The 23,297-nt window shown below is 40.3% G+C and carries 28 protein-coding genes and 2 pseudogenes; 9 read left to right on the top strand and 21 right to left on the bottom strand.

The genetic code is table 11. The features are described from left to right. Positions 1-62: 62 nt before the first annotated feature. The 4 genes and pseudogenes from ACZ42F_RS05895 to ACZ42F_RS05910 form a co-directional block, all read left to right on the top strand. Positions 63-803 (top strand): DUF4139 domain-containing protein, encoded by a 741-nt coding sequence (locus ACZ42F_RS05895; RefSeq protein ID WP_464280089.1) that lies wholly within the window; start codon positions 63-65, stop codon positions 801-803. A 59-nt stretch (positions 804-862) separates the two neighbouring features. Beyond that, the gene (locus ACZ42F_RS05900; protein WP_464280090.1) at positions 863-1,309 is read left to right on the top strand and encodes a hypothetical protein; all 447 of its coding nucleotides are present in this window, start codon (positions 863-865) and stop codon (positions 1,307-1,309) included. Beyond that, positions 1,267-1,536 carry a DUF4139 domain-containing protein gene (locus ACZ42F_RS05905; protein WP_464280091.1) on the top strand — a complete coding sequence of 90 codons (270 nt, stop codon included), beginning with the start codon at positions 1,267-1,269 and terminating at the stop codon, positions 1,534-1,536. Before ACZ42F_RS05900 ends, ACZ42F_RS05905 begins: the two co-directional genes overlap by 43 nt. Positions 1,537-1,553: 17 nt before the next feature. After that, positions 1,554-1,646: pseudogene (locus ACZ42F_RS05910) on the top strand (peroxiredoxin); the annotation flags it as partial. 57 nt (positions 1,647-1,703) lie between these two features. Here the strand turns inward: ACZ42F_RS05910 and ACZ42F_RS05915 are convergent. The 12 genes from ACZ42F_RS05915 to ACZ42F_RS05970 all read right to left on the bottom strand — a co-directional run bounded on the left by ACZ42F_RS05915 (position 1,704) and on the right by ACZ42F_RS05970 (position 10,708). Then, entirely contained in the window at positions 1,704-2,156 is a 453-nt protein-coding gene (locus ACZ42F_RS05915; protein ID WP_464280092.1) for a metal-dependent hydrolase, read from the bottom strand. Between the two features lie 2 nt (positions 2,157-2,158). After that, positions 2,159-3,331: a SufB/SufD family protein gene (locus ACZ42F_RS05920; RefSeq protein WP_464280093.1), complete on the bottom strand. Its 1,173-nt coding sequence runs from the start codon at positions 3,329-3,331 to the stop codon at positions 2,159-2,161. Then, a complete protein-coding gene (locus ACZ42F_RS05925; protein WP_464280094.1) occupies positions 3,319-4,080 on the bottom strand; it encodes an ABC transporter ATP-binding protein in 762 nt (253 codons plus the stop codon). Before ACZ42F_RS05925 ends, ACZ42F_RS05920 begins: the two co-directional genes overlap by 13 nt. 88 nt (positions 4,081-4,168) lie before the next feature. Next, a complete protein-coding gene (gene coaE / locus ACZ42F_RS05930) occupies positions 4,169-5,404 on the bottom strand; it encodes a dephospho-CoA kinase (RefSeq protein WP_464280208.1) in 1,236 nt (411 codons plus the stop codon). Then, on the bottom strand, positions 5,368-5,721 hold the full coding sequence (locus ACZ42F_RS05935; RefSeq protein ID WP_464280095.1) for a S4 domain-containing protein: 354 nt from the start codon (positions 5,719-5,721) through the stop codon (positions 5,368-5,370). Before ACZ42F_RS05935 ends, coaE begins: the two co-directional genes overlap by 37 nt. Positions 5,722-5,733: 12 nt before the next feature. Continuing rightward, positions 5,734-6,615 carry an acetylglutamate kinase gene (argB, locus tag ACZ42F_RS05940; protein WP_029968003.1) on the bottom strand — a complete coding sequence of 294 codons (882 nt, stop codon included), beginning with the start codon at positions 6,613-6,615 and terminating at the stop codon, positions 5,734-5,736. 10 nt (positions 6,616-6,625) lie between these two features. Beyond that, positions 6,626-7,123 (bottom strand): bifunctional nuclease family protein, encoded by a 498-nt coding sequence (locus tag ACZ42F_RS05945; protein WP_029968004.1) that lies wholly within the window; start codon positions 7,121-7,123, stop codon positions 6,626-6,628. Further along, complete coding sequence (miaB, locus tag ACZ42F_RS05950; protein ID WP_464280096.1) at positions 7,113-8,453, bottom strand: tRNA (N6-isopentenyl adenosine(37)-C2)-methylthiotransferase MiaB; 1,341 nt, start codon at positions 8,451-8,453, stop codon at positions 7,113-7,115. Before miaB ends, ACZ42F_RS05945 begins: the two co-directional genes overlap by 11 nt. A 71-nt stretch (positions 8,454-8,524) precedes the next feature. Continuing rightward, on the bottom strand, positions 8,525-9,043 hold the full coding sequence (locus ACZ42F_RS05955; RefSeq protein WP_464280097.1) for an adenylyl-sulfate kinase: 519 nt from the start codon (positions 9,041-9,043) through the stop codon (positions 8,525-8,527). Positions 9,044-9,047: 4 nt separating this feature from the next. Beyond that, the gene (locus tag ACZ42F_RS05960; RefSeq protein WP_464280098.1) at positions 9,048-10,124 is read right to left on the bottom strand and encodes an aminoglycoside phosphotransferase family protein; all 1,077 of its coding nucleotides are present in this window, start codon (positions 10,122-10,124) and stop codon (positions 9,048-9,050) included. Next, positions 10,125-10,448, bottom strand: coding sequence for a divalent-cation tolerance protein CutA (gene cutA / locus ACZ42F_RS05965; protein ID WP_464280099.1), 324 nt, complete (start codon positions 10,446-10,448; stop codon positions 10,125-10,127). A gap of 11 nt (positions 10,449-10,459) precedes the next feature. After that, positions 10,460-10,708, bottom strand: a complete 249-nt coding sequence (locus ACZ42F_RS05970; RefSeq protein WP_029968014.1) for a hypothetical protein — start codon at positions 10,706-10,708, stop codon at positions 10,460-10,462. 226 nt (positions 10,709-10,934) lie between these two features. Between ACZ42F_RS05970 and ACZ42F_RS05975 the strand changes: the two genes are divergently transcribed. The 4 genes from ACZ42F_RS05975 (at position 10,935) to ACZ42F_RS05990 (ending at position 15,772) form a co-directional block, all read left to right on the top strand. After that, positions 10,935-12,617, top strand: coding sequence for a 2-oxoacid:acceptor oxidoreductase subunit alpha (locus ACZ42F_RS05975; RefSeq protein WP_464280100.1), 1,683 nt, complete (start codon positions 10,935-10,937; stop codon positions 12,615-12,617). Then, positions 12,595-13,278: a thiamine pyrophosphate-dependent enzyme gene (locus ACZ42F_RS05980; protein WP_464280101.1), complete on the top strand. Its 684-nt coding sequence runs from the start codon at positions 12,595-12,597 to the stop codon at positions 13,276-13,278. The genes ACZ42F_RS05975 and ACZ42F_RS05980 overlap by 23 nt, the downstream gene beginning before the upstream one ends. 184 nt (positions 13,279-13,462) lie before the next feature. After that, entirely contained in the window at positions 13,463-14,578 is a 1,116-nt protein-coding gene (locus ACZ42F_RS05985) for an SPFH domain-containing protein (RefSeq protein WP_464280102.1), read from the top strand. 3 nt (positions 14,579-14,581) lie between these two features. Further along, positions 14,582-15,772 (top strand): TFIIB-type zinc ribbon-containing protein, encoded by a 1,191-nt coding sequence (locus tag ACZ42F_RS05990; protein WP_464280103.1) that lies wholly within the window; start codon positions 14,582-14,584, stop codon positions 15,770-15,772. Here the strand turns inward: ACZ42F_RS05990 and ACZ42F_RS05995 are convergent. From ACZ42F_RS05995 to ACZ42F_RS06005, 3 genes and pseudogenes are all read right to left on the bottom strand, one after another. Then, positions 15,725-16,560: pseudogene (locus tag ACZ42F_RS05995) on the bottom strand (metal ABC transporter permease). The gene ACZ42F_RS05990 and the pseudogene ACZ42F_RS05995 sit on opposite strands and share 48 nt — an antisense overlap. 51 nt (positions 16,561-16,611) lie before the next feature. Beyond that, on the bottom strand, positions 16,612-17,328 hold the full coding sequence (locus ACZ42F_RS06000; RefSeq protein ID WP_464280104.1) for a metal ABC transporter ATP-binding protein: 717 nt from the start codon (positions 17,326-17,328) through the stop codon (positions 16,612-16,614). Continuing rightward, on the bottom strand, positions 17,309-18,283 hold the full coding sequence (locus ACZ42F_RS06005) for a metal ABC transporter solute-binding protein, Zn/Mn family (RefSeq protein WP_464280105.1): 975 nt from the start codon (positions 18,281-18,283) through the stop codon (positions 17,309-17,311). Before ACZ42F_RS06005 ends, ACZ42F_RS06000 begins: the two co-directional genes overlap by 20 nt. Between ACZ42F_RS06005 and zupT the strand changes: the two genes are divergently transcribed. Next, positions 18,270-19,019 carry a zinc transporter ZupT gene (zupT, locus tag ACZ42F_RS06010; RefSeq protein ID WP_464280106.1) on the top strand — a complete coding sequence of 250 codons (750 nt, stop codon included), beginning with the start codon at positions 18,270-18,272 and terminating at the stop codon, positions 19,017-19,019. The genes ACZ42F_RS06005 and zupT overlap by 14 nt on opposite strands. Positions 19,020-19,024: 5 nt before the next feature. On the opposite strand, the gene ACZ42F_RS06015 is transcribed toward zupT, so the two are convergent. From ACZ42F_RS06015 to ACZ42F_RS06040, 6 genes are all read right to left on the bottom strand, one after another. After that, positions 19,025-19,546 carry a nitroreductase family protein gene (locus tag ACZ42F_RS06015; protein WP_464280107.1) on the bottom strand — a complete coding sequence of 174 codons (522 nt, stop codon included), beginning with the start codon at positions 19,544-19,546 and terminating at the stop codon, positions 19,025-19,027. Positions 19,547-19,561: 15 nt separating this feature from the next. Continuing rightward, positions 19,562-20,143 carry a peptidoglycan-associated lipoprotein Pal gene (pal, locus tag ACZ42F_RS06020; RefSeq protein ID WP_464280108.1) on the bottom strand — a complete coding sequence of 194 codons (582 nt, stop codon included), beginning with the start codon at positions 20,141-20,143 and terminating at the stop codon, positions 19,562-19,564. Positions 20,144-20,175: 32 nt separating this feature from the next. Next, entirely contained in the window at positions 20,176-21,468 is a 1,293-nt protein-coding gene (locus tag ACZ42F_RS06025; protein WP_464280109.1) for a hypothetical protein, read from the bottom strand. Continuing rightward, positions 21,465-21,833 carry an energy transducer TonB gene (locus tag ACZ42F_RS06030; RefSeq protein ID WP_464280110.1) on the bottom strand — a complete coding sequence of 123 codons (369 nt, stop codon included), beginning with the start codon at positions 21,831-21,833 and terminating at the stop codon, positions 21,465-21,467. Before ACZ42F_RS06030 ends, ACZ42F_RS06025 begins: the two co-directional genes overlap by 4 nt. A gap of 353 nt (positions 21,834-22,186) precedes the next feature. Then, positions 22,187-22,591 (bottom strand): protein TolR, encoded by a 405-nt coding sequence (tolR, locus tag ACZ42F_RS06035; protein ID WP_029966657.1) that lies wholly within the window; start codon positions 22,589-22,591, stop codon positions 22,187-22,189. Further along, complete coding sequence (locus ACZ42F_RS06040; protein ID WP_029966659.1) at positions 22,591-23,292, bottom strand: MotA/TolQ/ExbB proton channel family protein; 702 nt, start codon at positions 23,290-23,292, stop codon at positions 22,591-22,593. Before ACZ42F_RS06040 ends, tolR begins: the two co-directional genes overlap by 1 nt. Positions 23,293-23,297 lie beyond the last annotated feature (5 nt).

Raw genomic sequence — 23,297 nt, forward strand, 5'->3', positions numbered from 1 at the left:
AAACTATTTACAAGCTCTGTTAACTCAAAAAAAAACAAAATCCAAGTAAAAAGGAGAAATAAATGTTTATCATCACTTCCCTATGTCTTTATTTACTCTTGGTAGTACAGCCTCTTTGGGCTAAAGTAAGCCAGGTGGAGTTATATCCGAGGGGAGCTAAAATTACAGGAGTAATCCAGGTTAAAGATTTTCCTTATACCTTTACTTTGCCAGGCACAGCCAATCCAGAAACTTTAACTTTTAAAACCAATTCTCAAACTGCTATCTACAACTTTAGCTACAAGTCCAGCCCCACGCCCCCGCCCCTTATTGCTTTCTGGGAACAAAAACTGGCTGGTTTGCTACAAAAACAAAAGGAACTGGAAACTCAAATTCAAGTAAAAGAGATTAAGCTTAATTTTTGGATAAAACAAAGCGAGAAAAATAGCTTTAAAGTGGACCTATTAAAAAAAGTGGCTCAAGAACTGGAAGAAAATGTCCTTATTTTAAACAAAGAAAAACTGCTTTTACAAGAAAAGTTAGACAAATTAAAAGAAGAAATAAATTCTATTCAAGATAAAATAAAGGAACTAGCAGCTCAAGATAACAGCTGGGAAGTAAAATTAGAAGGACAAGGACAAGGAACAATATACTATACCTATTTTACCCCTCATGCAGGCTGGAACAACTTCTATTCTCTGCACAACTTTACCCCAAAAGACATATCTTCTTTAATCTGGCAGGGAAAACTCTGGCAAAAAACAGGTGAGGATTGGCAGGAAGCAAAGATCAGTCTTATCAGTGGCTTTTTTCCAGAAAGTTAGAACCACCCTCTCTAACTCCCTGGATTTTATCCCCTTTTCCTGTGTTTCAGCCAATGGAAATGAACTTTAGAAAAAGTGCCCCCCTGAAGTCCCTGGACCAAGCATCCCCCAAACCTGGAGTACCTCAAAAAAAAGAAGGAATCTTTTTTGACAGTTATGAACTTCCCCAACTAACTCTTAAGGCAGGTGAAGAAAAGACTGTAACTCTTCAAAAGTTTACTCCCAGGGTAAAGCTTTCTTATATTCTAAGGCCCTATTTCTCTTCTCAAGTGTATGTACAAGCAGATTTAAAATTTTCCAATAACCTTAGGCTACCTCCAGGAAAAATTAATCTTTTCCTGGATAATGTCCTGGTGGGAAGCAAAAACTTTAGCCTGGCTACCAATAGCACTTCCCTATTTTTAGGAAATGACCCCCAAATAAAAACAAGTGTACACTTTAAAAAAGAACACGAGAAAAAGGAGTGTTTTCCAAAGAACACACCTATCTCTATCAGTATGAAATAACTTTAAAAAACAACAAAAAGAAAAAAGTAAAAATAACCATAGAAGATAGTAAACCCATCAGTGAAGAGAAAAAAGTAAGCATAACCCCTCTTTTTGAAGTAAAGCCTCAAGAAGAAAAGGATGTTTTTAAGTGGGAAATAAACTTAAATCCTCAAGAAAAAAAGACTTTTCACTACGGCTATAAAATAAGCTACCCTGCGGATTTAAACTTAGACCTGGGGAGATAAAAGAAATTGAACTTTGTCCTGCTGGCTGGCAACCAGGGAAACAACCCCTAAAGCCAAGTCCAGAACTAGTAGGCAAAGTTTGGGAAGTCTGGAAAGTAGAAGAAAATTAAATTATTAGGGCCTATGTGCTATCACTTTCAGACATAGGCCCTAAACTTATTTTTATTTTAAATCAGTTTTCTATCCAGTAAAAGATGGGAAAAATAGCCTAAAACAGCAGCTACATAATAAGGTAGTAAAAAAGATAGGGGGGTATTAAAAAAGAGAAAAGGCAGGACCAAAAGAATAAAAGGAGCCAGCAGCATGGCCCACCAGGTATGAGTCCAGCCTCTGTGCCTGCCCAGGGCAGGAAGCATAGCCAGAAAACCCAAAATAGCTGCCCACTTATAAAGACCTTTAATTAAAAAAGCCAAATCCAGGGCAGCTAAAAGACCATAAAAGATATTTTGCCCTTTAGAGTCAGTATCCAAATCAGGAAATAAAGCAAAAAGGACTCCTAAAATAAACGCTGTAAAGGCCTGAGATAAATCTGGCTTCCACCATTCAAGCCAGATAGCCACACCCACTCCCAAGCCTGTAAGGAGCATACCAAAACCAAAATGTGCTTTATATCCTGGCATTTTTAAAACATGTCTTTTTCAGTTTCAGAGATAATTTTATCAATGCTTTCCTTTAATTTCTTGGGCAAGCCCATAATATCCACATTCAAAAAGCCCCTTACAATGGTGGAAGTGGCTTCATCTTCATCCAGACCTCTGGCCATCAAATATTCTATTTCTTCTTGCGCTATTTTGCCTACAGCAGCTTCATGAGAAAGCTCTACACCTTCTTTGGTACCTTTAAGCTCTGGAATAGCATGAATGATTCCATCACTTAAAATAAGGCCTTTACATTCCAGGTGTCCCTTGGCTGGCACACTGTTGGCTTCAATCACACCAGGGGCAATCAGCTCTCCTCCAGTGGTAATGGCCCTGGAGATTATTTCTCCCCTTGTATCTGGGGCATTTAAAACAATCTTGTTTCCAGAGTTAATATAGCTTCCTGGATGAGCCACTAAAATGGAGTTAAACCTGGCAATAGAGCCTTTTCCATTTAAATAAATAGTGGGAAAGGATTGCACAGACTTTACTGGCTTTAACAAAATATAATTACTCTGAAAAACTCCTCCTTCTTCCACAATACCTACAGTTCTGGGCCTTACTTCTACCTTTTCACTCCAGTTATGCACCATAGTAAAGGTAAGTTTTCCACCTTTTTTAACATAAAACTCAGAAATTCCTAAATGCAAAGCTGATTGTACTTTATGCGAAGTAGCACAACCTGTTATAATGTGAACTTCAGAATCTTCTTCCACCACAATAATGTTGTGCACACTCTGTCCTATCTTTTCTCCTTTAATAAAAAGACAGGACTGTACAGGCTCTTTTATCTTAGCTCCTTTCTTGGTTCTAATAAAATATCCACCATGTACAACCTCTGCTGCTTTACGAGTGTATTCATCTTTATCTTTGTCTACAGCTTTCCAGAAATATTCTGGCAAACCATCGTACTTATCCAGAGCATCTTTAATATCCAAAATCTCCACGCCTTCCTGTTTGCTTCTGCAAACAGCCTTGGTGTGATTTAAGTGCAAATAAGTCCCACTTCGTTCTTCTTCTTTTACATCTACTCCTGCAAGCTCCAATTCTTCTTGATCTTCAACATCTATTTCTCTCAAGTCCTGCAGTTCTATTTTCTCTCCGCCACTAAACACATATTCTTCTAATTTTACCTTTTCTTTATCTAATTGAGACATCTTATACACTCCTTATATCCATACTTGCTAATATGCTCTAAAATATCCCTGGGCCTTCCTTCACAACAAAGCTTTCCCTGATACATGACCTGGCCTCTATCAGCATTTATATAATCCAGAATGTAACCAGTATGAGTAATAATTAACCCAGAGACCTTTCTTAGTTCTTTTAACTCTTTCATAGACATGCCAGGCTTGGGCTCGTGGCCATTGCCGGATAAAAGTTCTTTTACTACTTTGCCAATAAGCCCCATATTTTCTAAATCCACTCCTGATTCTGGCTCATCAAAAAGTAACAAATCAGGGTTTTGGGCCATAAGCTGTAAAAGTTCTGAGCGCTTGATTTCTCCTCCAGAAAAGCCAGCATTAATATCCCGGTCTAAAAAATCCACAAAATTTACCTTTTGGGCTAACTTTTCCACATCTACCTGTCTATCTCGAGCGCAAAGTCTAACCAAATCCCTTGTTTTTAAACCATGAATGGTAGGAGGCCGTTGAAAAGACATGCCTATGCCCATTCTAGCCCGCTCATACATGGGCAGATCTGTTATGTTTTTACCTTTAAAATAAATAGCTCCTTTGGTTACTTTATAGCCTGAAAATCCCATAAGGGTCATAAGCAAAGTGGTTTTACCACTTCCATTGGGGCCAAAGAGGATAAAGGTTTCTCCTTCTTTAATCTCCAGGTTTATACCCTTTAAAACCTCTTTTTCTCCAATTTTTACATGTAAGTCTTCTATTACCAGCATAAGAAAACACTCCTTTAGGCTTAAATGCTTTTTTCTCCCTTAATGCTTTTAGCCAGGATAGGCAAAATAAAATTATCTTCCTGGTTTTCTACCTGGCCTCTTTTAATAAACTCCTTAAAGTACTAAACTTTTTTCTTAATCTTTTTCTCTTTAAATCCAATAAAATTCCTTTCAGCGCTCTAACCTTTGTCCTTAACTCTTCCAGATTTCCCGAATTATTTAAAATAAAATGAGCTTCTTTTAATTTTTTTTCTTCAGGCAATTGAAAACTGTCCAGGGTTTCTATTTTTTCCTCTGACCAGCCTCGTTTTTTTAAAGCCTGCCAGCGCTCTTCTGGGTTTCTTTTGATGCCCACCAGCAATACATCCTTTTCCTTAAGCCCTGTTTCCAGGTAAAGGGGAATATCTCCTACAATAATGGGCTTTGTTGCCTGTGTTTTTTGAAAATTTTTCCATCTGGCCAAAACCAAAGGATGAATACTTTTTTCAATCTCTCTCCTTAAAGAAGGATTTTGTAAGTATTTAAAAAGCTTTTCCTTATCTATTTTTTTGTCAGCAGTTAAAATATCTGGCCCCAGGATGCGGGTAAGCAAAAAATAACCATCTGCTTGAGGCTGGTAAAGTTTTTCTACCTCCTTATCAGCCTCAAAAACATAAGGACTAAGCTCCCTGGCTACCAAACTTTTTCCACTACCAGGAAGGCCAAGCAAGACTATCTTTAAAGACTCCTTAAGCAAAAATAAAAGTGCCTGTTTAAAGTCCAGAGGCAAATCTGCCTCATATTCCTGCCAGCTATTTTGCCAGGGAAAGCGTAAATAAAAGGCGTGTAAAAGCTGTCTTTTTACCAGCTTGTTTAAAATTTGTTCTTGCCTGCTGCTAGGCGCAATTTGCCCGCCATAAAGTTCATCCCCTAAAATGGGGTGGCCAAGATGGCTTAAATGCACCCGGATTTGATGGGTCCTGCCCGTAAAAATCTTCACCTTAAGCACGCTATAATCGCCATTGGTCCAGAGCACTTCATAACTGGTTCTGGCTTCTCTTCCACCCTTGCTTAAAACTGCCTGTTTTATTTTACTCCTGGGGTCTCTACCCAGGGGCAAATCAATTTCTCCCTTTTCTGGAGAAGGACAGCCTTTGACCAGGGCCACATACTTCTTATCCACCAAACGCTGAGCAAAAAGAGAGCTCAGTTTCACTCTAGTTTCTTCCCTTAAAGCCACCAGCAAAAGGCCACTGGTATCCTTGTCCAAACGATGAACTATGCCTGGGCGCTCTCCCTGGATTTTTTTTAGTTCTGGAAAATGATGGAGTAAAAAGTGAACCAGAGTATCCCCTTTTCTGAGGGAGCAGGGTGAACACTGATTCCTGCGGGTTTATTTAAAACCAAAAAGTCCTCTTGCTGGTCTATAATTTGAAGCTGGCCAGGCTTGGCTTGCAGAGAATTCTCTTCTTCTGGAACTTCTAATTCTACCCTGTCTCCAGGCTTTAAGAGCAAGCTGGGCTTAACAATAACCTTGGTATTAACCTGACAGTGTCCGGCTTTTATCAGGGATTTTATTTTACTACGAGAAAGTTCTAAGTTTTCTCCTAAAAAAAGATCCAGCCTCTTTTCAGGACCAGAAAACTCCAGGCATACCTTCATTTACCATTATTCCTAACTGGGCACTATCTCAGTTCCAATACCTGCTTTGGTGAACATCTCCAAAATAATGGAATTTTCTATTCTGCCATCCACGATATGGGTCTTTTCTACTCCAGCTTCCAGGGCCTCCAGACAACACTTGACCTTGGGAATCATGCCGCCCTTAATTACACCCTGGTCCATAAAGTAAATGGCCTCTTTTTTGGTCAGGGAAGAAATAACCTTTTCCCTATCATCCATTATACCAGGAACATCTGTAAGTAAAATCAACTTGGCTGCTTTTAAACTAGAAGCTACAGCACTGGCCACAAAATCAGCATTGATATTATAGGTTTCACCTTGATCATCTACTCCCACAGGGGCAATTATGGGAATAAATCCCTTCTCCTGGAGAGAATAAATAAGAGCAGTATTTACCTCTACTACTCGCCCCACCTTTCCCACATCAATTATCTCCGGGGGAGCATCCTTTTTACTTATTACCAGTTGAAACTTTTCTGCCCTTAATAAAAAACCATCCTTGCCAGAAAGACCAACAGCCTTTCCGCCATTTAAATTAATTAAATTAACAATCTCCTTATTTACCTTGCCCACCAGAACCATTTCCACCACATCCATGGTCGCTGCATCTGTTACCCGCATGCCTTCTCTAAACTGGGTGGGGATGTTTAATTGCTTTAACATATTGCCAATTTGCGGGCCTCCTCCATGCACAATAACAGGATTTAAACCAATATATTTTAATAAAATCACATTTAAGGCAAAACTTTGTTTTAACTTTTCATCTATCATGGCATGTCCGCCATATTTAATCACTACGGTACGACCATAAAACTGACGAATATAAGGTAAAGCTTCTAGTAAAATCTTGGCTTTAAGTTTTTCTTGCTCCATTGTAAGGCCCTCACATTTTGTACTTGGTCAAATCAAAGTCATATTTTTCCAGTATTTCTGACCACTTCTTACTTTCTTCGTCTTTTAAGACTTCCTGTTGCTTTGAACCAATTAAATCTTCCACTTCTAACAAAATCTTTTCATCCACCATAATGTCCACCTTAGCCCTTAAAGCCAAAGCAATAGCATCAGAAGGACGACTATCTATTAGTAAGGTCTTACCCTCTTTTTTTACCACTAAATTGGCATAATAGGTGGAATCCTTTAATTCTGTAATTCTTATTTCTGCAAGACTTCCGCCCATGGTTTCCAGGGTGTTTAAAAACAGGTCATGGGTAAGGGGCCTGGGCATTTTTACCTCATTTAAGGGAATGGATATGGCCATGGCTTCCAGGGCTCCAATCCAGATGGGAAGCACATACTTTTCACTTTCATCCTTTAAAATAATCAAAGGCATTTTGGTGGTTTCATCTAAAGCCAGACCAAATACTTTCATCTTAACAAACATAACCCACCACCTCTCCTAGTAAAGAGTGTTTTTTGGCTTCAATGATTTTAACTTCTACCAAAGAACCAGGACCTACCTGGTCAGAAGAAGTTAAAACATTGACTACTCGATTATAAGGGTCTCTTCCTCTATAGGAAATTACACCTTCTAAGTCCTTTTTACTCCTGTCTTCTATCAACACTTCTGTTGTTTTTCCTTCTTGTTCTTTATATCGCCTTTCTGTAATTGTTTCTTGCAAGCTTTGTAAACGCATCAGCCTTTCCTGTTTTACTTCTTCTGCTATTTTATCTGGCATTTTTTCTGCCCTGGTTCCTGGCCTATCTGAGTATTTAAAGGAAAAAGAACTTTCAAAGCCAATCTGTTCTACCATTTCCAGAGTTTGTTTAAAGTCTTCTTCCCTTTCTCCAGGAAAACCCACAATCAGGTCTGTAGTTAAGGCAATGTCTGGACAATATTTTCTCAACAGCTCTACCAGACGCAAGTAATCTTCTCTTGTATATTTGCGTCCCATAGCCTTTAAAACCTTATTGGAACCAGCCTGCAAGGGAAGATGTAAATGTGGACACAGAGTGGCAAGGTCTTGAAATGCCTTTATCACCTCCAAAGACAGGTCCTTGGGATGGGAAGTGGTAAACCTAAGGCGCTTTAATCCTTCTATGTTCGCAACTTCTGTAAGCAGCTCAAAAAAAGTGGTGCCGTCTCCATATTTATCCTGGCCATAACTATTAACATTTTGTCCTAAAAGGGTAATTTCCCTGGCGCCTCGCTGGACCAACTCCTGACATTCCGCAAGGATTTCCTTTCTGGACCTGGATTTTTGTCTTCCCCGGGTAAAGGGGACTATACAGTAGGCACAAAAATTATCGCAACCCTGCATAATATTGACAAAGACAGAAGGAGGAGAACTTTCAGGATAGACCTTTTCCCTCTCAGGGTAAAATTCTTCAAAGGATAAAAGGCTTACCCTTTTTTGCGAGTCATTTACCAATTTTTCCACCTGCTCTGGCACTAAATAAAGTCCATCTGTCCCAAAAACCAAACGAACAAAGGGAAAGCGCTCAAAAAAACCATCGCCTATTTGCTGGGCTACGCACCCTCCCACACCAATAAAAAAGCCGGGATTGTGCTCCCATTTTTTCCTAAACCTTCCGATTTCACTATAGACCTTTTGTTCTGGCTTTTCTCTAACGCTACAGGTATTAATCAGGACAAAATCCGCCTCTTTTTCCTCTTTAGCCAGTTCAAAGCCTTTTTTCTGCAAACTCAGAGTCAACCAGCTAGAATCAGCAACATTCATCTGACAGCCAAAGGTAATTATCCAAAACTTCATCTTTTACTCACAAACTCCCTTTTCTTTTAACCAATTTATGGCAAAGGCATATATTTTTTCTCTTGCTTCTTCTAAAGATAAGAAGTCATTTTCCAAAGTAAACTCGGCTTTGCTGTCTTCTTCAAAGGGGACATCCACCCCAATAACTTCTCCCAAACCTGGAAATTGCTTGCCTGTTTTTTTCTCTCCAGGGCCTTGGCATAGAGATTGGCCATAACTTTACCTTGAGGCCTCTTGCTTTCCCGCTCCATGGCAGTGTTTAAAGTGCACTTTACATATATCTCAGCAAAAGGGGAAAACCTTGCCCTTAAAAAAGAGCGATATTTCTGTTTATAGGCTGTACCGTCTAAAATAACCCCCTTTCCTTCTTTGGCCAGAGCAAGCCCTTCTTCAGCAAACATTTGATAGGCCAGCTCCCTTTCTTCCTTGGTATAAGAAGGCTGGGGAAAGTACTTTTTTCGCCTTTCATCCATTTCCAGAAGTACTATGTCCAAACCCTTTGTAGCCAGTTTCTCAGCCAAAAATCTGGCTAAAGAAGACTTTCCACAGCCAGGCAGGCCTACAAACCAAAAGATAAATCCTGTCTTCACCGCTCTAATCCATGTATTTGTTTATATTTTTATAGTCAAAAACCTCATCCTCAAGCACATTTTCCAAAAAGCGAAAAAGGCCCTTTCTCACTTCTTCAGGATGATTGGGATACCACTCAGGAGAAGCAATAACCAGGCCCCTGAAGACATAAAAGGGAGCTATTACTTTTAACATTTCCCTATCATTGGTCTCTTCTAGATAGGTGTCCCAGAAACTAAGGTAAAGTTTTTCAAAATTACCGCTTAACCTGGGTTTATCATAGAGGCCAAAAAGCAAGTAATTACAACTCATAGTAGCCACATCATCTGCTGGCTCACCCCATTCTCCTCTACTCCTATCCAGGACTGTAAAGTCTCCATTGTCTCGCACTAAAACATTCCAGGGGTGAAAATCTCCATGCACAGCACTCAAACGCTGGGCAAAATGTCTTAGCTTCCAGCGCCAGTCAACCAATTTTTTTTCCAGGGCAATGAATTTCTCTGGTGGAAAATAATTATAAGGATAAGGATAGGCATCAATAATCCCCCAGATACATTCAGAATGCCCTATGAGGTCTCTAATCCTCCTTAGATACAGATCCACATCTTCTTTTTTGTGAGCGTGCACTCTAGCCAGCCACCTGGCAAAATCCCTAGCCAGCTTAAAATCTTCCTCCCTTGCCTCTCCTTTCCGAATCCTTTCCAAATCCAGAAAATAATCCCTGCCTTCCACCTTTTCCGTAAGTAAAAAGAATTCTCTGGGTTTATTTACCGGGATTAAGTTGCCTTCTTCATCTAAATACCCAAGTCCTTGCGGTCTGGCATGTTTTTCCATTCGGCCAGCAGTCTCGTATTGAAACATCAAAATAGCCGCCCTATCCCAGTAAAACTGGTGGCCATATTTATCTCCCCGCATGGTGGAAAAGACCACTGATTTTTGTTCTCCCTTTAAGTCGTAATGAATAAGCAAGGGTTTACCATAGCCAAAATCCTTCATCCCCTGCTCATCTAAAGAACCAATTTCTCCTACCCCTATAAGTCTGGCCTCTTCTCCAAAGGCCTGTTTTAAAAAAATTTGCAATTTTTCTAAAGAAATATCCATCTATTCCCCCTTTACTTCAGTATCTATCCACTGCAAAAATTCAGGATTTCCATCTTTAATCTGAAAAAATACCACACACGGGCAAGAATAGGAATGAAGTTCTTTTACTCTGGCCACAACCCTGGACATCAAATTAGCTTTGGTCTTAATAATCATTACCTGTTCTTGACCTTCTTCAGTTTTCCCTTCCCACCAATAAGCAGAAATAACCTCAGGAAAAATATTGGCGCAGGCAATAAGCCTTTCTTCCAATAAGGTTCTGGCTATTTTAGATAATTCCTTTTTATCAGCGCCAGTTATATAGCCAAGCACATACTCTGCCATTTAAAGCCCTCCTATTGTTGACTGAGATAATCAGCCAGAGCCTCCTGCTCTTCCAAAGACAAACTGGCTCCCTTATCCACCATTCTCTCAATGGTTATCAGCCAGGCATCTTTATCCTTTTTGGCCTTATAAACTACCTTTAAGGAATGACAACCTGTACATTTGCTCTCTAAAAGGTCTTTTTCCTCCTGAGCCAAACCAGGTAAAGCAAGTGCTATCCCCAGTAGACAAAGAATAATACTTGCTCCTATCTTTTTCATAATCCCCTCCTTTTTTGGGTATAAATAAAGATAAACTGAAGGACTTCTTTTGGCGACTTGAAAAGCCACTAATTATTTAAGCGCCTTAAATTTCTCAACCAGTTTTTAACCAAAAAACAATCCTTTTCCCCTTTAAGTTTTCTAACTTTTTTAAATCCAACAAATAAATTTAACTTTTTTTTTCTTTAATTTTCAGTTAGACTGAAGAAAAAAAGAGGTCTAGTTTATGAAGGAATTAACCATTAGTTTAGTGGGTTCTGCTGGCGAAGGCCTGGACTCCATAGGAAGCCTGTTTAGCACTGTGTTGGCAGAGCATAAATACGCTCTTTTTTCCTGGAAAGAATATGAGTCCAGGGTTAGAGGAGGATTTAATAGTTATCATCTAAAAATCAGTTCCCAGCCTCAAAACTACCCCAGAGAGCAGAGCGACCTGCTTTTAGCTTTAAATCCTGAGGCCCAGGACAAATACACTTCTTTACTCAAACCTTCAGGCCTTCTAATTGGTCCTAAGGAAAACTCCCGGTTTCAATCCCTGGTTCTATCCTTTAAGGATCTGGCTAAAAAGGAACTGGGTAATTCCCTTTATGCCAATGCCATTGCCCTGGGTTTTTTAACCGGAATTTTAAAACTCAAACTAGAACTCCTCCTTGAGGCCCTTCAGAAAAAATTTGCCACTAAATCCCTGGCAATAATCAACAACAACCTCGAAGGAGCAAGGCTGGGATATGGTCAGGCCCTGGATTCTTCTCTAAACTTAACCCTGCCTCCTTCTGGCGAGCACAACTACTTCTTTACCACTGGCCATCCAGCCACAGCCCTGGGTGCTGCCAGAGCTGGCTGCCACTTTATGGCTGCCTATCCCATGACTCCTTCCACAGGTCTCATCACTTACCTGAGCCAGAAACAAGAAGAATTAAAAGTCTTTACCTTGCAGGCAGAAGATGAAATTGCCGCCATTAATCTGGCCTTAGGTGCAAGTTTTGCAGGGGTAAGGAGCATGACTGCCACCAGTGGAGGTGGTTTTGCCCTGATGGTGGAAAGCATCAGTTTAGCAGGTATGACTGAAACCCCAGTGGTCATAGTGCTGGCCCAAAGGCCAGGTCCTGCTACGGGGTTGCCCACCAGGACTGCTCAAGGAGACCTGCTTTTTGCCATCTTTGCTGGTCATGGGGAATTTCCCAAAGTGGTTTTTGCACCTTCTGACCCGGAAGAACTGTATTTAAAGACCATCAAGGCCTTTAATCTAGCTTACAAATACCAGCTACCTGCAATTATTTTAACCGATCAATTTCTGGCTGATTCCAATTTTTCCTATTGGGATTTCAACTGGGAAGGAGAAACTCCCCAGTTTTTTAGAGCCAATCCTTCAGAATTTAAAGAATATAAACGCTACCAGTTTACTCCCTCAGGAATTTCTCCCAGGCTTTGCCCTGGACAAAGTGTCCACCTGGTAGGTGCTGATAGTGACGAACACGATGAATGGGGGCACATTACTGAAGAGCTGGATAAAGTAGCCAAACCCATGCTGGAAAAAAGACTAAATAAACTTAAAGAGTTGCAAAAAGAAATAGCTCCTCCTCTGGAAGTAGACATTGCAGACAGTAAATACATTTTTATAAGTTTTGGTAGTACCAAAGAAAGCGTTCTGGCTGCGCAAAAACACTTGCGAACCAAAGGAGAAAAGGTGGGAGTCATTCACTTCAGTGAACTCTGGCCCCTGCCCTCTTATTCTTTCCCCCAAAACGCTCTTTTAATTACTGTAGAAAACAATGCCACAGCCCAGCTGGCTAAACTCCTTAATTTAGGGTATAGCTTAAATCTTAAACACTCCATACTCAAATATAATGGTTTACCTTTAACTCCAGAAGAGATAGGGAGGAAATTTGATGAAATCCAAAACCAAATTTAGCAATAATGTCCCCAGTCAGTGGTGCCCGGGATGTCCCAACCATCTAATCCTCAAGGCCCTGCAAAATGGACTGGAGGAATTAGAGCTAACCCCTCAGGAAGTATGTTTGGTATCTGGCATAGGACAGGCAGCTAAACTGCCCCATTATTTAAAGGGAAATTTTTTCAATGGCCTCCATGGAAGGGCACTTCCTGTGGCCACTGGCATAAAACTGGCCAATCCCAAACTAAAAGTAATTGTCACCACTGGGGATGGTGATTGCTATGGAGAAGGCGGCAATCACTTTTTACATACCTTGCGCCGCAACCCGGATATTACCCTGCTGGTACACAACAACTCCATTTATGCCCTGACCAAAGGACAGGCCTCTCCCACTACTCCTAAAGGAGAAAAGAGGGCTTTAAACCCCAGGGGTGTGGAAGATGAGCCTTTAAACCCCTTAGCCCTGGCTCTTATTCAGGGAACTGGCTTTGTGGCCAGATGCTCAGCTCTGGAAATAGAACATCTAAAGGAAGTTATCAAAGAGGCCATCAATTATCCTGGGCTGGCTTATGTGGACATTTTACAACCCTGTATTAGCTGGCTCAAACCCAGCCTTGAGACCTTGAAAAAGAAACATTTTTCCTTTCTCACGACCCGCAAGACTTTGAACAGGCCTTAAAAATAGCCCTGGACCCTGCTCAAAAGTGGGGACTGGGAATAATTTATAAAAATCCCTGGCCCAAACCTGTGTTAGGAGAAGGATTTTATCAACACTTTTCTCTGGAGCAACTTACTCACCTTCCACCTCTGGATTTAACTATAGCTCAAAACCTATTAAAGGCCCATTAAAAGGAGAAAGCTAAATGGGAACTAACAACCTAGTTTTTTTGGAAGTTATTGAATGGTTTGACAATAAAGGCACAGAACTGGCCCATCGCATCCCTCAAGAAGGTTCAGCTGAAATCAAATGGGGTGCCCAGCTTATCGTTAGAAACAGTCAGGCTGCTGTATTTTATTACCAGGGACAGGCAGTAGATGCCTTTGGGGTGGGCAGACATACCCTTACCACTGCCAACATCCCCATTTTGACCAAGTTATTAAGTGTACCCTGGGGTTTTACCAGTCCCTTAAGGGCAGAAGTTTATTTTTTAAACATGAAAGTTTTCCCCAACTTAAAGTGGGGTACCAAAGACCCGGTGGCCTTTAAAGACAAAGAATTGGGGCTGGTTAGATTAAGGGCCTTTGGCAGGCTGGACATTAGAATCATTCAACCTGCTCTTTTTGTAAATTCCCTGGTGGGTACCAAGGCTTCCTTTACCATAGAAGATATTGAAGAATATTTGAGCCAGATTGTGGTTTCCAGGTTAAATGACTATCTGGGAGAAAAGGTGGACACCCTTTTTAACCTTCCAGGCAACTACAAACAATTTTCTCAAGAACTCCAACAAATCGTCTCGCAAGATTTAAGAAAATTTGGCCTGGGGCTAAGTAGCCTGTACATCAACGCCATTACTCCTCCTGAAGAAGTGCAAAAGGCTATTGATGACAGAAGCAGGGTAGAGGTATTTAAGGACCTGGGCAAATTGACCCAGCTAAAGGCAGCTATGGCCCTGGAAAAGGCAGCAGCCAATCCTGGTCAGGGAGGAGCTGGCTTTAATATGGGCATGGGCTTTATGTTTCCCTACATGCTAAAGGATGCCTTTCAAAACACTCCTCAAGAAAAGATTCGCAGCAGGTGTCCTGACTGTGGCCAGGTAGTACCTGAAAACTCTAGATTTTGTCCCTATTGCGGCCATCAAATTCTGGTTTTAAAGCAGTGCCAGAAGTGTGGGAAAAACCTCTCTCCAAAGGCTAAATTTTGCCCCAACTGCGGCACTCCCACTGAAAACAAGCCTCAACCCAAAAGGTGCAGCCAATGTGGCTTTGAAAATCTGCCTGACTCTTTATTTTGTAACCAATGTGGAGAAAAGCTAAGCTAGGGCATGAATTTTCAAGTTCACTATTCCTGCTCTCAATGTGGCGCTCCCTTTACCTTTGAAGAAGGGGAGCGCATTTTATATTGTCCCTATTGCCGGGTTAAATCCCTTTTAGTAGGCGAAAAATACCTTCGCTATTTTCTCCCGCCTAAATACAATCAGGAAGAATGCCTGTATGTACCCTACCTTCGGGTCAAAGGTCCTCTTTTTTTTACCACAACCCATGACCTTATTCCCCTCTGGATAGATTCCACCATTCTGGGGCTGGAAAAGCTCCACTTCCCTCTTTCCCTGGGCCTAAGAGCCCAGGCCATGCCCCTACAAATGGTCTATTCCCAGAATTTAAACCTGATCCAGGAAGAACTCTCTTTTAAACAGGCTCTGGCCAAAATAAAAAACAGATTGGCTAACAGCAAAGTACGAGGAACTATCTACTATCAAGACTTTATAGGAGAAAATTTAAGCTATATCTATCTACCCCTTTTACCCCAAAAAGGCTATTACTTTGATGCCCTGGCCCAAAGACCCCTTAGCCCGGTTTTAAACCCAGCAGAACTTGTTTTTCACCAGCAGGAAAACTGGCAGCTAAATATCTTGCCAGCTCTTTGTCCCAAGTGTGGCGATACCCTGGAAGGCCAAAACAAAGACCTCTTACTTATCTGTAAAAACTGCTCCAACCTCTATTACTTTGAAACAGAAAAATTAGAAATCATAAATCCTTACCTGCTCTTTTCAACTCCAGATGACCTCTACTTACCCTTCTGGCAGTTTGAAATAGACTTTGCTGAAGAAGATAGCGCCTTAGAAAGGCATTTACACTCCCTATACCTGGTTAAAGCAGATAATCTGGTTCTAAGTATACCTGCCTTTGCAGTAAGGCCAGATTACTTTATCAAATTTGCTACTGCCCTTTCCCTTTCTCCCCTGCTTCGAACCAATAACCCCTTTTCTTTGGAAGAAAAAATAAACTATATCTCTCCCACTGTTTCCAGAAAAGAGGCCATCATTTCCTTAAGACTTATTTTGGGCAATCTGATTAAAAATAAAGAGATATTGCAGGAATTAAAGAAGTTAAAAATAAAAATTAAAAAATTTAAGCTTACTTTTATTCCCTTTATTCAAAACCACATAGAATTAATTCAACCCCACTTACAATTGGCCATCAACAAAAACAGTTTTAGATTCTTTATTCAATAGCATTCTTTTTAAATTTACCAGAAGAAAAGAAAATATTGCCACAGAAATAATCGCAGCTCCACTATTTAAGTTAAAGTAAAAACTTAAAAATAACCCTGTATAGCTAAAAAACAAACTCCAAAGCGTTGATTTGAAAATCATTTTGTACAAAGTATCACTTTTGGGTTTGGCCAGGTATACAGGTATGGTCAATAAGGAGATAAGCAAAACAATACCTACCAGTTGCATAAGTATTACCACGCTAAATCCAGCCAAAACAATTAAAATTAAAAAACAGTTATTTACTTTAATGCCTAAAGTTTTAGCGTATTCACTATCAAAACTTATGGTCACAAATTCTTTGTACTTCCACCAGATAGTGCCAACCAGAAGAAAGTCCAAAACACAGGCCAAACTTAAATCAGACTTGCTTAAGGTAAGAATACTGCCAAAAAGATAACTGGTAAGCTCAGTTTTATACCCAGGGGTTAAGTCCAGTAAAATAATCCCTAAAGCCATGCCTCCAGCCCAAATAATGCCCACAATGGTCTCAGAAAGCTCCCTTTGGTTCACTACCAGCAGACCAAAAACAAGGCTAAGGAAAAAGGTATAGACAAACACAGTGGGTAAAACAGGCAAGGAGAAAAAAAGGCCAATCCCACGCCTCCAAAGGCAGCATGAGCCATGCCTCCAGCCAAGAAAACCTGCCTGTTAATTACCACCAAAGGCCCAATAAAACCACAGGCAATACTCAAAAGCAATGCAGCCACAAAGGCGTGTTGCATAAAGCTAAATTGAAAAATTTCCATTTTATTTCACCTTGGAAGCAAAGTACTTGGGTATCTCTTGAATAAATCCGTCTACAGCACAGGCATGGGTATGTTTGCCATAGATAAGGGACAGGAGTTGAGAAGAAAGCTCTTTTCTTTACTTACTCGCACCTGCCTATTGACCACTGCCAGGCCATCAATGCTGGCTGAAGCAATCACCAAGTCGTGGGTTACCACCACTACTGTCATTTCTCCTTTTAAAGAACTTAAGAGTTCATAAAGGCACACCTTTCCTTCAGGGTCCACATTGGCAGTGGGCTCGTCAAAAATCAAAATCTCTGGTTTACCCACCAGCGCCCTTGCCACCAGTGCCCTTTGAAACTGCCCTCCTGAAATATCAAGAATACTCTTAGAGGCCAGAGAAGAAATTCCCACCTTTTCCAGGGCCTCTTGTACCTGCTCTTTAGTTTTGGAAGCGTAAAAAAAGCCTCTTTTCTGAGAACGCACTCCCATACTGACCAGTTCAAACACAGTAAGAGGCAAAAGCATATTTTTTCTAACCTGCTGAGGGACATAGCCTATTTTGGTGGCTATCTCCTTAGCTGGTTTTCCAAAAACCTTTATCTCACCTTCCCAGGGCTTTAACAATCCTAAAATAAGTTTTAATAAAGTGGTTTTTCCTCCCCCATTAGGGCCAATAAGAGCCCAGAATTCTCCCTGAGGAATGCTTAAGTTAACCCTATCTAAGACCCTGGTTTTGCTATAGCCAAAACTAACATTTTTTAAACTAATTGCTATCTTCTGCACACTGCCCCCTTATTTTCTGGGCCATTTTCAGCAAATTTGCCTTCCAGTCTTTGGCCAAAGGGTCCACCACTTCCAGTTGCAGCTTAGCCTTCTGCACTAAAAATTGCACTTCTCTGGGATTAAATTGAGGCTGAATAAAAATGCTCTTTAACTTAAATTGGTTTATAGTATCTAGCATATGCATAAGCTCTCTAGGAGTGGGCTCTCTTCCTTCTACTTCCACACTTACCTGTTTAAAGCCATAGGTATTGGCAAAATAACCCCAGGAAGGGTGAAACACCAGAAAAACCTTTTTTTTACAGGGTGCTAAAAGTTTTCTAATCTGTGCATCCACTTCTTTTATTTCTTTTTCCAAAGCTAAGTAATTAGCCTGAAAACGCTCTTTTTGCTCTGGCCAGTTGGTTAAACAAAACTCATATATATTTTTTACCACTTGCAAACAATTTGCAGGGGAAAGCCAGATATGAGGGTCTAAAAAATGTCCTTCCTCCCTGGGTTCTTGCTCTGCCAACAAAAATTCACTGGTCTTTTGAAACTGGAGATATTTTATTCCCTGAGCACAATTTACAATTTTTAGATCAGGATTAAGCCCCTGAAAGCGCTTTAACCACACCTGCTCAAAAGGCAAATTCCAGGAAAAATAAACCTGGGCTTTGCTTAATTTCCGCAAGTCAGCAGGCTTGGGCTCATAGGTATGAGGGTCTGCTCCCTCAGGAAGCATGGTTTGAACTTCCCAAAAATCTCCTCCTAATTTCTCTAAGAAATAGGCCTGAGGCAAAATGGAAGTAAAAACCACAACTTTAGAATTAGCTAAACTAAAGGAAGTTAGGTTAAAAAACAAAAGAGCAAAGAAAACAATTGACTTTAAAAATGTTTTCCTGGACAAATAAGGCATGCCTGCTAATTTCTGGTCTGCTTTTCTTTTAACCTTGCTTGCTGGTATGGCCACTGGCATAGGCTCTCTCCTTTCTCTAGTAAAAACTAAATCCAATCCCAAATTCTTGGCTGGTTCTTTAGGGTTTTCAGCAGGAGTAATGCTTTACATTTCCTTTGTGGAACTTTTACCTTTAGGAAAAGAATATGTTAGGAAGGCAACCACTATAAGTCAAGGCGACAGTCTGGCTATTATCTGTTTTTTTGCTGGGATTTTTTGCGTAGCTGCCATTGACTTTCTCGTTCCCTCTTATGAGAACCCACATGAGACCAGGTTAATAAAAAAACATTCCTTTCCTTCTGCAGAAAAACTCAAAAAAACAGGTCTAATCACAGCCCTGGCCATAGGTATACACAATTTTCCCGAAGGTCTGGCCACTTTTATGAGTGGCCTTAGTTCCCTGGAACTGGCCCTGCCCGTAGCTGTGGCCATTGCCCTGCACAACATTCCCGAAGGCATTGCCATTTCCACCCCTCTTTTTGCAGCCACCCAAAGCCGTAAAAAGGCCTTTTGGCTTTCCTTTGCTTCTGGACTGGCAGAACCCATAGGAGCTCTGGTGGGATTTTTCTTTCTCCGCTCCTTACTGGGACCACTTATGCTAGGGGTATCTTTTTCCTTTGTGGCTGGAATTATGGTCTTTATTTCTTTAGATGAGCTTCTGCCCACAGCAGAAGAATTTGGTGAGCATCATGTGGCCATCTACTCCCTTATAGCTGGCATGGGAGTGATGGCCACCAGTTTGTTTCTTTTAAGCTAATAATCTTAATACCCTTCGTCCCAGGTATTGTAGTGAATCCTTTCCTTCTTAAACCTATCCACCTTACTGTATTCCTGGTTGGGAAACCCCAGAGGGATAAAAGCCAGAGGGACGACCTCTTCAGGGAGTTTAAATAAGCGCTGAAAACCTTTAACCCTTTCCTCTACTGGATAAATACCAGTCCAAACAGCGCCCAGGCCCAGGTCATGCGCAGCTAACAAAAGGTTTTCCACAGCAGCAGAAAGGTCTTGCACCCAGAAACCTGGAAACTTTTCCAGCTTTAATTCAGCACAAACCAAAATGCCCAGAGGAGCTTCTACTGCCATTTTAGCATAGGGATTTAACTTAGGAATTTGTTCCAAGATCTCTTTACTATCCACCACAATAAAGTGCCAGGGTTGAGCATTGCCAGCTGAAGGTGCAGCCATGGCAGCGCGTAAAACCGTTTCCAGCATCTCCCTGGGAATAGGGTCTGGTTTAAACTTGCGAATACTTCTTCGGCTAAAGATGGCTTCTAAGGTCTCCATTTAACTTCACTCTCCTTATTTTTTTACAATCTTAAACTCATCCCTTCTATTTTTGGCCCAGGCAGTTTCATTGTGGCCAGGATCCAGGGGATATTCTTCTCCATAGCTTACAATTTGCATTCTATTGGCTTCTACTCCCAAAAGAATCAAAAACTCATAGGCAGCACGGGCCCTTTTTTCACCCAGAGCCAGGTTATACTCTTCTGTGCCCCTTTCATCACAGTGTCCTTCTATAATCAACATCAAGTCAGGATGGGCCTTTAACACTTCTGCCTTTTTTTGCAAAACCTGTCTGGCCTCTGGTTTTAGTTCGTAAGAGTCAAAATCAAAGAAAATTCTTTCACCTATAATCTTCAGGGCCTCTTCTTTAGAAGCTTCCTTAGCCTGTTTTTCCTTTAGTTCCTTTTCCTTTAACTCCTGTAATTCCCTGGCTCTTTTTTCCTGAAGCTCTTTCAAGCCTTTAATTTCACTTCCTTGAGTCTGCTCGCTTACAGAAGTATCTCCAGTAGTGGCAGGAACAACTACTTTTTTCTTGGCACAACCCACAGTAAGCACACCTAAAAACAAACCAACTACCACCAATACTTTAATCTTCATAAAATCTTCCTCCTTCAAAAATCAAAGATTATTTACTCCAATTTATGCACCCAGGCAGGAGAATAGGCATTTAACTCCTGCGTATCTACCAGATAAGGGCCATCTCCATTTATGGTGGTAAGATAGAGTTTGTACTTACCACTTCGATTGGAACTAAAAAGGACAAAATAGCCATCTGAAGCAATAAAAGGCTCTTCATCATTTCCAGGACCAAAACTTATCTGTTTTTCCTGTCCACTTTCCAGATCGTGCACAAAGATACGGTGCCCTTCAGCAAGTAATCTGGAAAAAACCACCAGCCTGCCATCAGGGCTTAACACTGCGCTGGTATTGTATTTGCCTTCATAACTTACCCTTCTAATCCTGTTTTCCTTTTTAAGCCAAACAAAAATATGGGGATTGCCTAATCTGGCCGAGGTAAACACCATTTTTTCTCCATTACGGGCAAAAAAGGGAGAAATGTCAATAGCCCAATGTGAAATCAAGGTCTTTTTTATCTTAAAATCCTTGCTCAGAAGATAAATATCTGGATTGCCTTTTACATCCAGACTGACCACAATCTCTCCCTCTGGAGTAAATATGGGAGAAATAATACTATTGCCAGGTAACAGATGCTTTTCCAATTTATTACTTTGCTTATCCCAGAGCCCTAAAAAATGCCTTCCGTGCTCAATCAGAGTAAAAACAATCTTCTCTCCCCTAAAATCCCAGGCCGGACTGGCAATAATGCCATCTACCTCCAGCAACTTTTTTAAACCATAACCATCAGCATAAATCTCGTATAAAGCCTGTTTTTGCCTTTGCTTGTGCACAAAAACTATGGGCTCAGAAAATAAAGAATCCCTGCCTGTAAACTGCTGTAAAAGAGCACCACAAAAACTGCGCAAAGCCAAAGGAAGCTGGGCTTCACTTTGCAAATCATAGGCTTTACCTACTATTAACTGCTGTCTCAACACATCAAAGGCCCTAAGCTCTATCTCTCCCCAATTAGAACCTGGCTTTAAATTAATGGTCAGTAAAACATCTACCCTGGACAAAAGAAACTTTCTAAAATCAATATCAACCAGACCAGGCCCTTTTATCTCTCCTTTATTTAATACATCTTCTGCTGGAATAATTCTTAAAAAAGGTAATAAGCCCAGTTTATCCTTTAAGGTAGAAACCAATTTATCATCCACCCGGAATTGCTCTGCCACAAAAGGCTTGGCTATAAACAAATTTATCTTTTTGTCCCCTGGTCCGTAAATATTTATGGTCAGGGCCAAAAGAGATTGAAAATTAAAAAAAATACCAGCTAACAAAATAAAAACTATCTTTTTTATCATTTACTTCCCTCTAATTCCTGAGAATTAAATTCAATCTCAATACCTTCTCTTAAAATCTTTTCTCGAATACCTGGTGGAGGCAAAGGCAAAACTTTGGTATCTAAAATAGCCCTTAAGGCCAAACTATCATAGACTTCATCTCCAGAACTCTTTTTTAGGTGATACTCTAAAATTTCACCCCTTTCATTTATCTTTATGCTAATAAAACAAATCAAAAGTTTACCAAATTTAAAATTGGGATAACGAAAATTTGCCTTAATTTTACTTTCTACTATCCCCTGGTAAAATTCTTCAATTTCTACTCCCGCACTGCCTTCTTTATCTTCTTTTACCTCTCCCTGTATCTCCTTTAAAGCAGAAACCAATTCTCCTTTTTCTTCTTTGCTTTTTAGTTTATTTTCTTTCTTTAAAGTAGATAGAGTTTTTTTATATTCTTCTTGAGCCTGCTTTCTTTTTAGTGCTTCTATTTGTTTTTTACTCAGTTTAACCTTTTGCTTGCTTCCGCCAATAGTGGCAATCTTTTGTCCGGTTTTAATCTTTATTTTAGCTTTTTTATAGGAATAGGTTTTGGCCTTTTTTTCTTTAAGGTAACTAAATTTAGCTCATATCTGATTTTAGCTGGTCTTTTATAGTCTATATTATTCTGAATCTGGTAAACAAAGATATAGACCAAAAACAAGTGAAAAAATAAAGAAAAAATAAAACCAACAACTTTCATCTAATCTTGTTCTTCCTCTTCCACAATAACTCCCAATTTTTCTATTCCTGCTCCTTTCACCTTACTCATTACCTTAATTACTTCTCCATAGTTTACATCTCTATCTGCCTTTAAAAAAACCATCTCTTTATTTTTAAAATTCTTTTTTAAAAAGTTTTCCAATTCTTCAGCACTTACTTTATAAGTATCTACATATATGGAGCCATCTTTTTTAAGGGTTATGAGCATGTTTTCTGCATCTTCAGGCAAAGTGGTTACAGTTTCGGCCTTGGGCAAGTCCACCTCTACCCCTTGCGTTAGCATGGGAGCTGTAACCATAAAAATAATTAACAAAACCAACATTACATCCACAAAAGGAGTAACATTGATTTCTGAAAGCAAAGAATCATTTGGGGAAGTTTTCACTATTTTTCTCCTTGTTTAAGCAAGCTTAAGTTCCTTTCCAAAAGATTCAAAAAGACATTGGCCAGGATATCCAGATCCTTATCCACATCCTGCAATTTGGTTATAAAGTAGTTGTAAGCCATGGTAGCAGGAATAGCTACAGCTAACCCAATGGCAGTGGCAATCAGGGCCTCCGAAATACCTGGTGCTACTGTGGACAGGGAAGCGCTTTTCTGCAAGCCAATGGCATGAAAGGAATGCATAATGCCCCACACTGTACCAAAAAGCCCAATAAAAGGAGCAGAATTGGAGCAGGTGGCCAGAAAAGCCAAGCTCTTTTTTAGGCTCAAAAAAATCTCTGTCCTGGAGTTGAGTAAAGACCTTTGCAGATTTTCTTTAATGATTTCTTTTTTCTCCTGTTCAGAAGCATTTAACTGGCCAATTCGCTTTAATTCAAAAAGGGCTTTTTGGAGCATGGCGCTACCCACCCTGGAACTATGGGTTTCTAACACATTTTTTAAAGAGCCCAGGTTACTGCTTTCTTCTGTTAATCTACGCAGCAAGTGAACATCCCTTCTGGCCTTTAAAAAGGTTAAGAACTTGAAAAAAATAATAGCCCAGGAATAAATGGACATACAAAGTAAAACCACCAAAACCACTTTTACGGCCAGAGTAGCCTTTAACACCAGAGCCCAGGCAGGATTAGTCCCTAAAAAATCCATTGCTT

The organism is Desulfonauticus autotrophicus, from assembly GCF_055381725.1.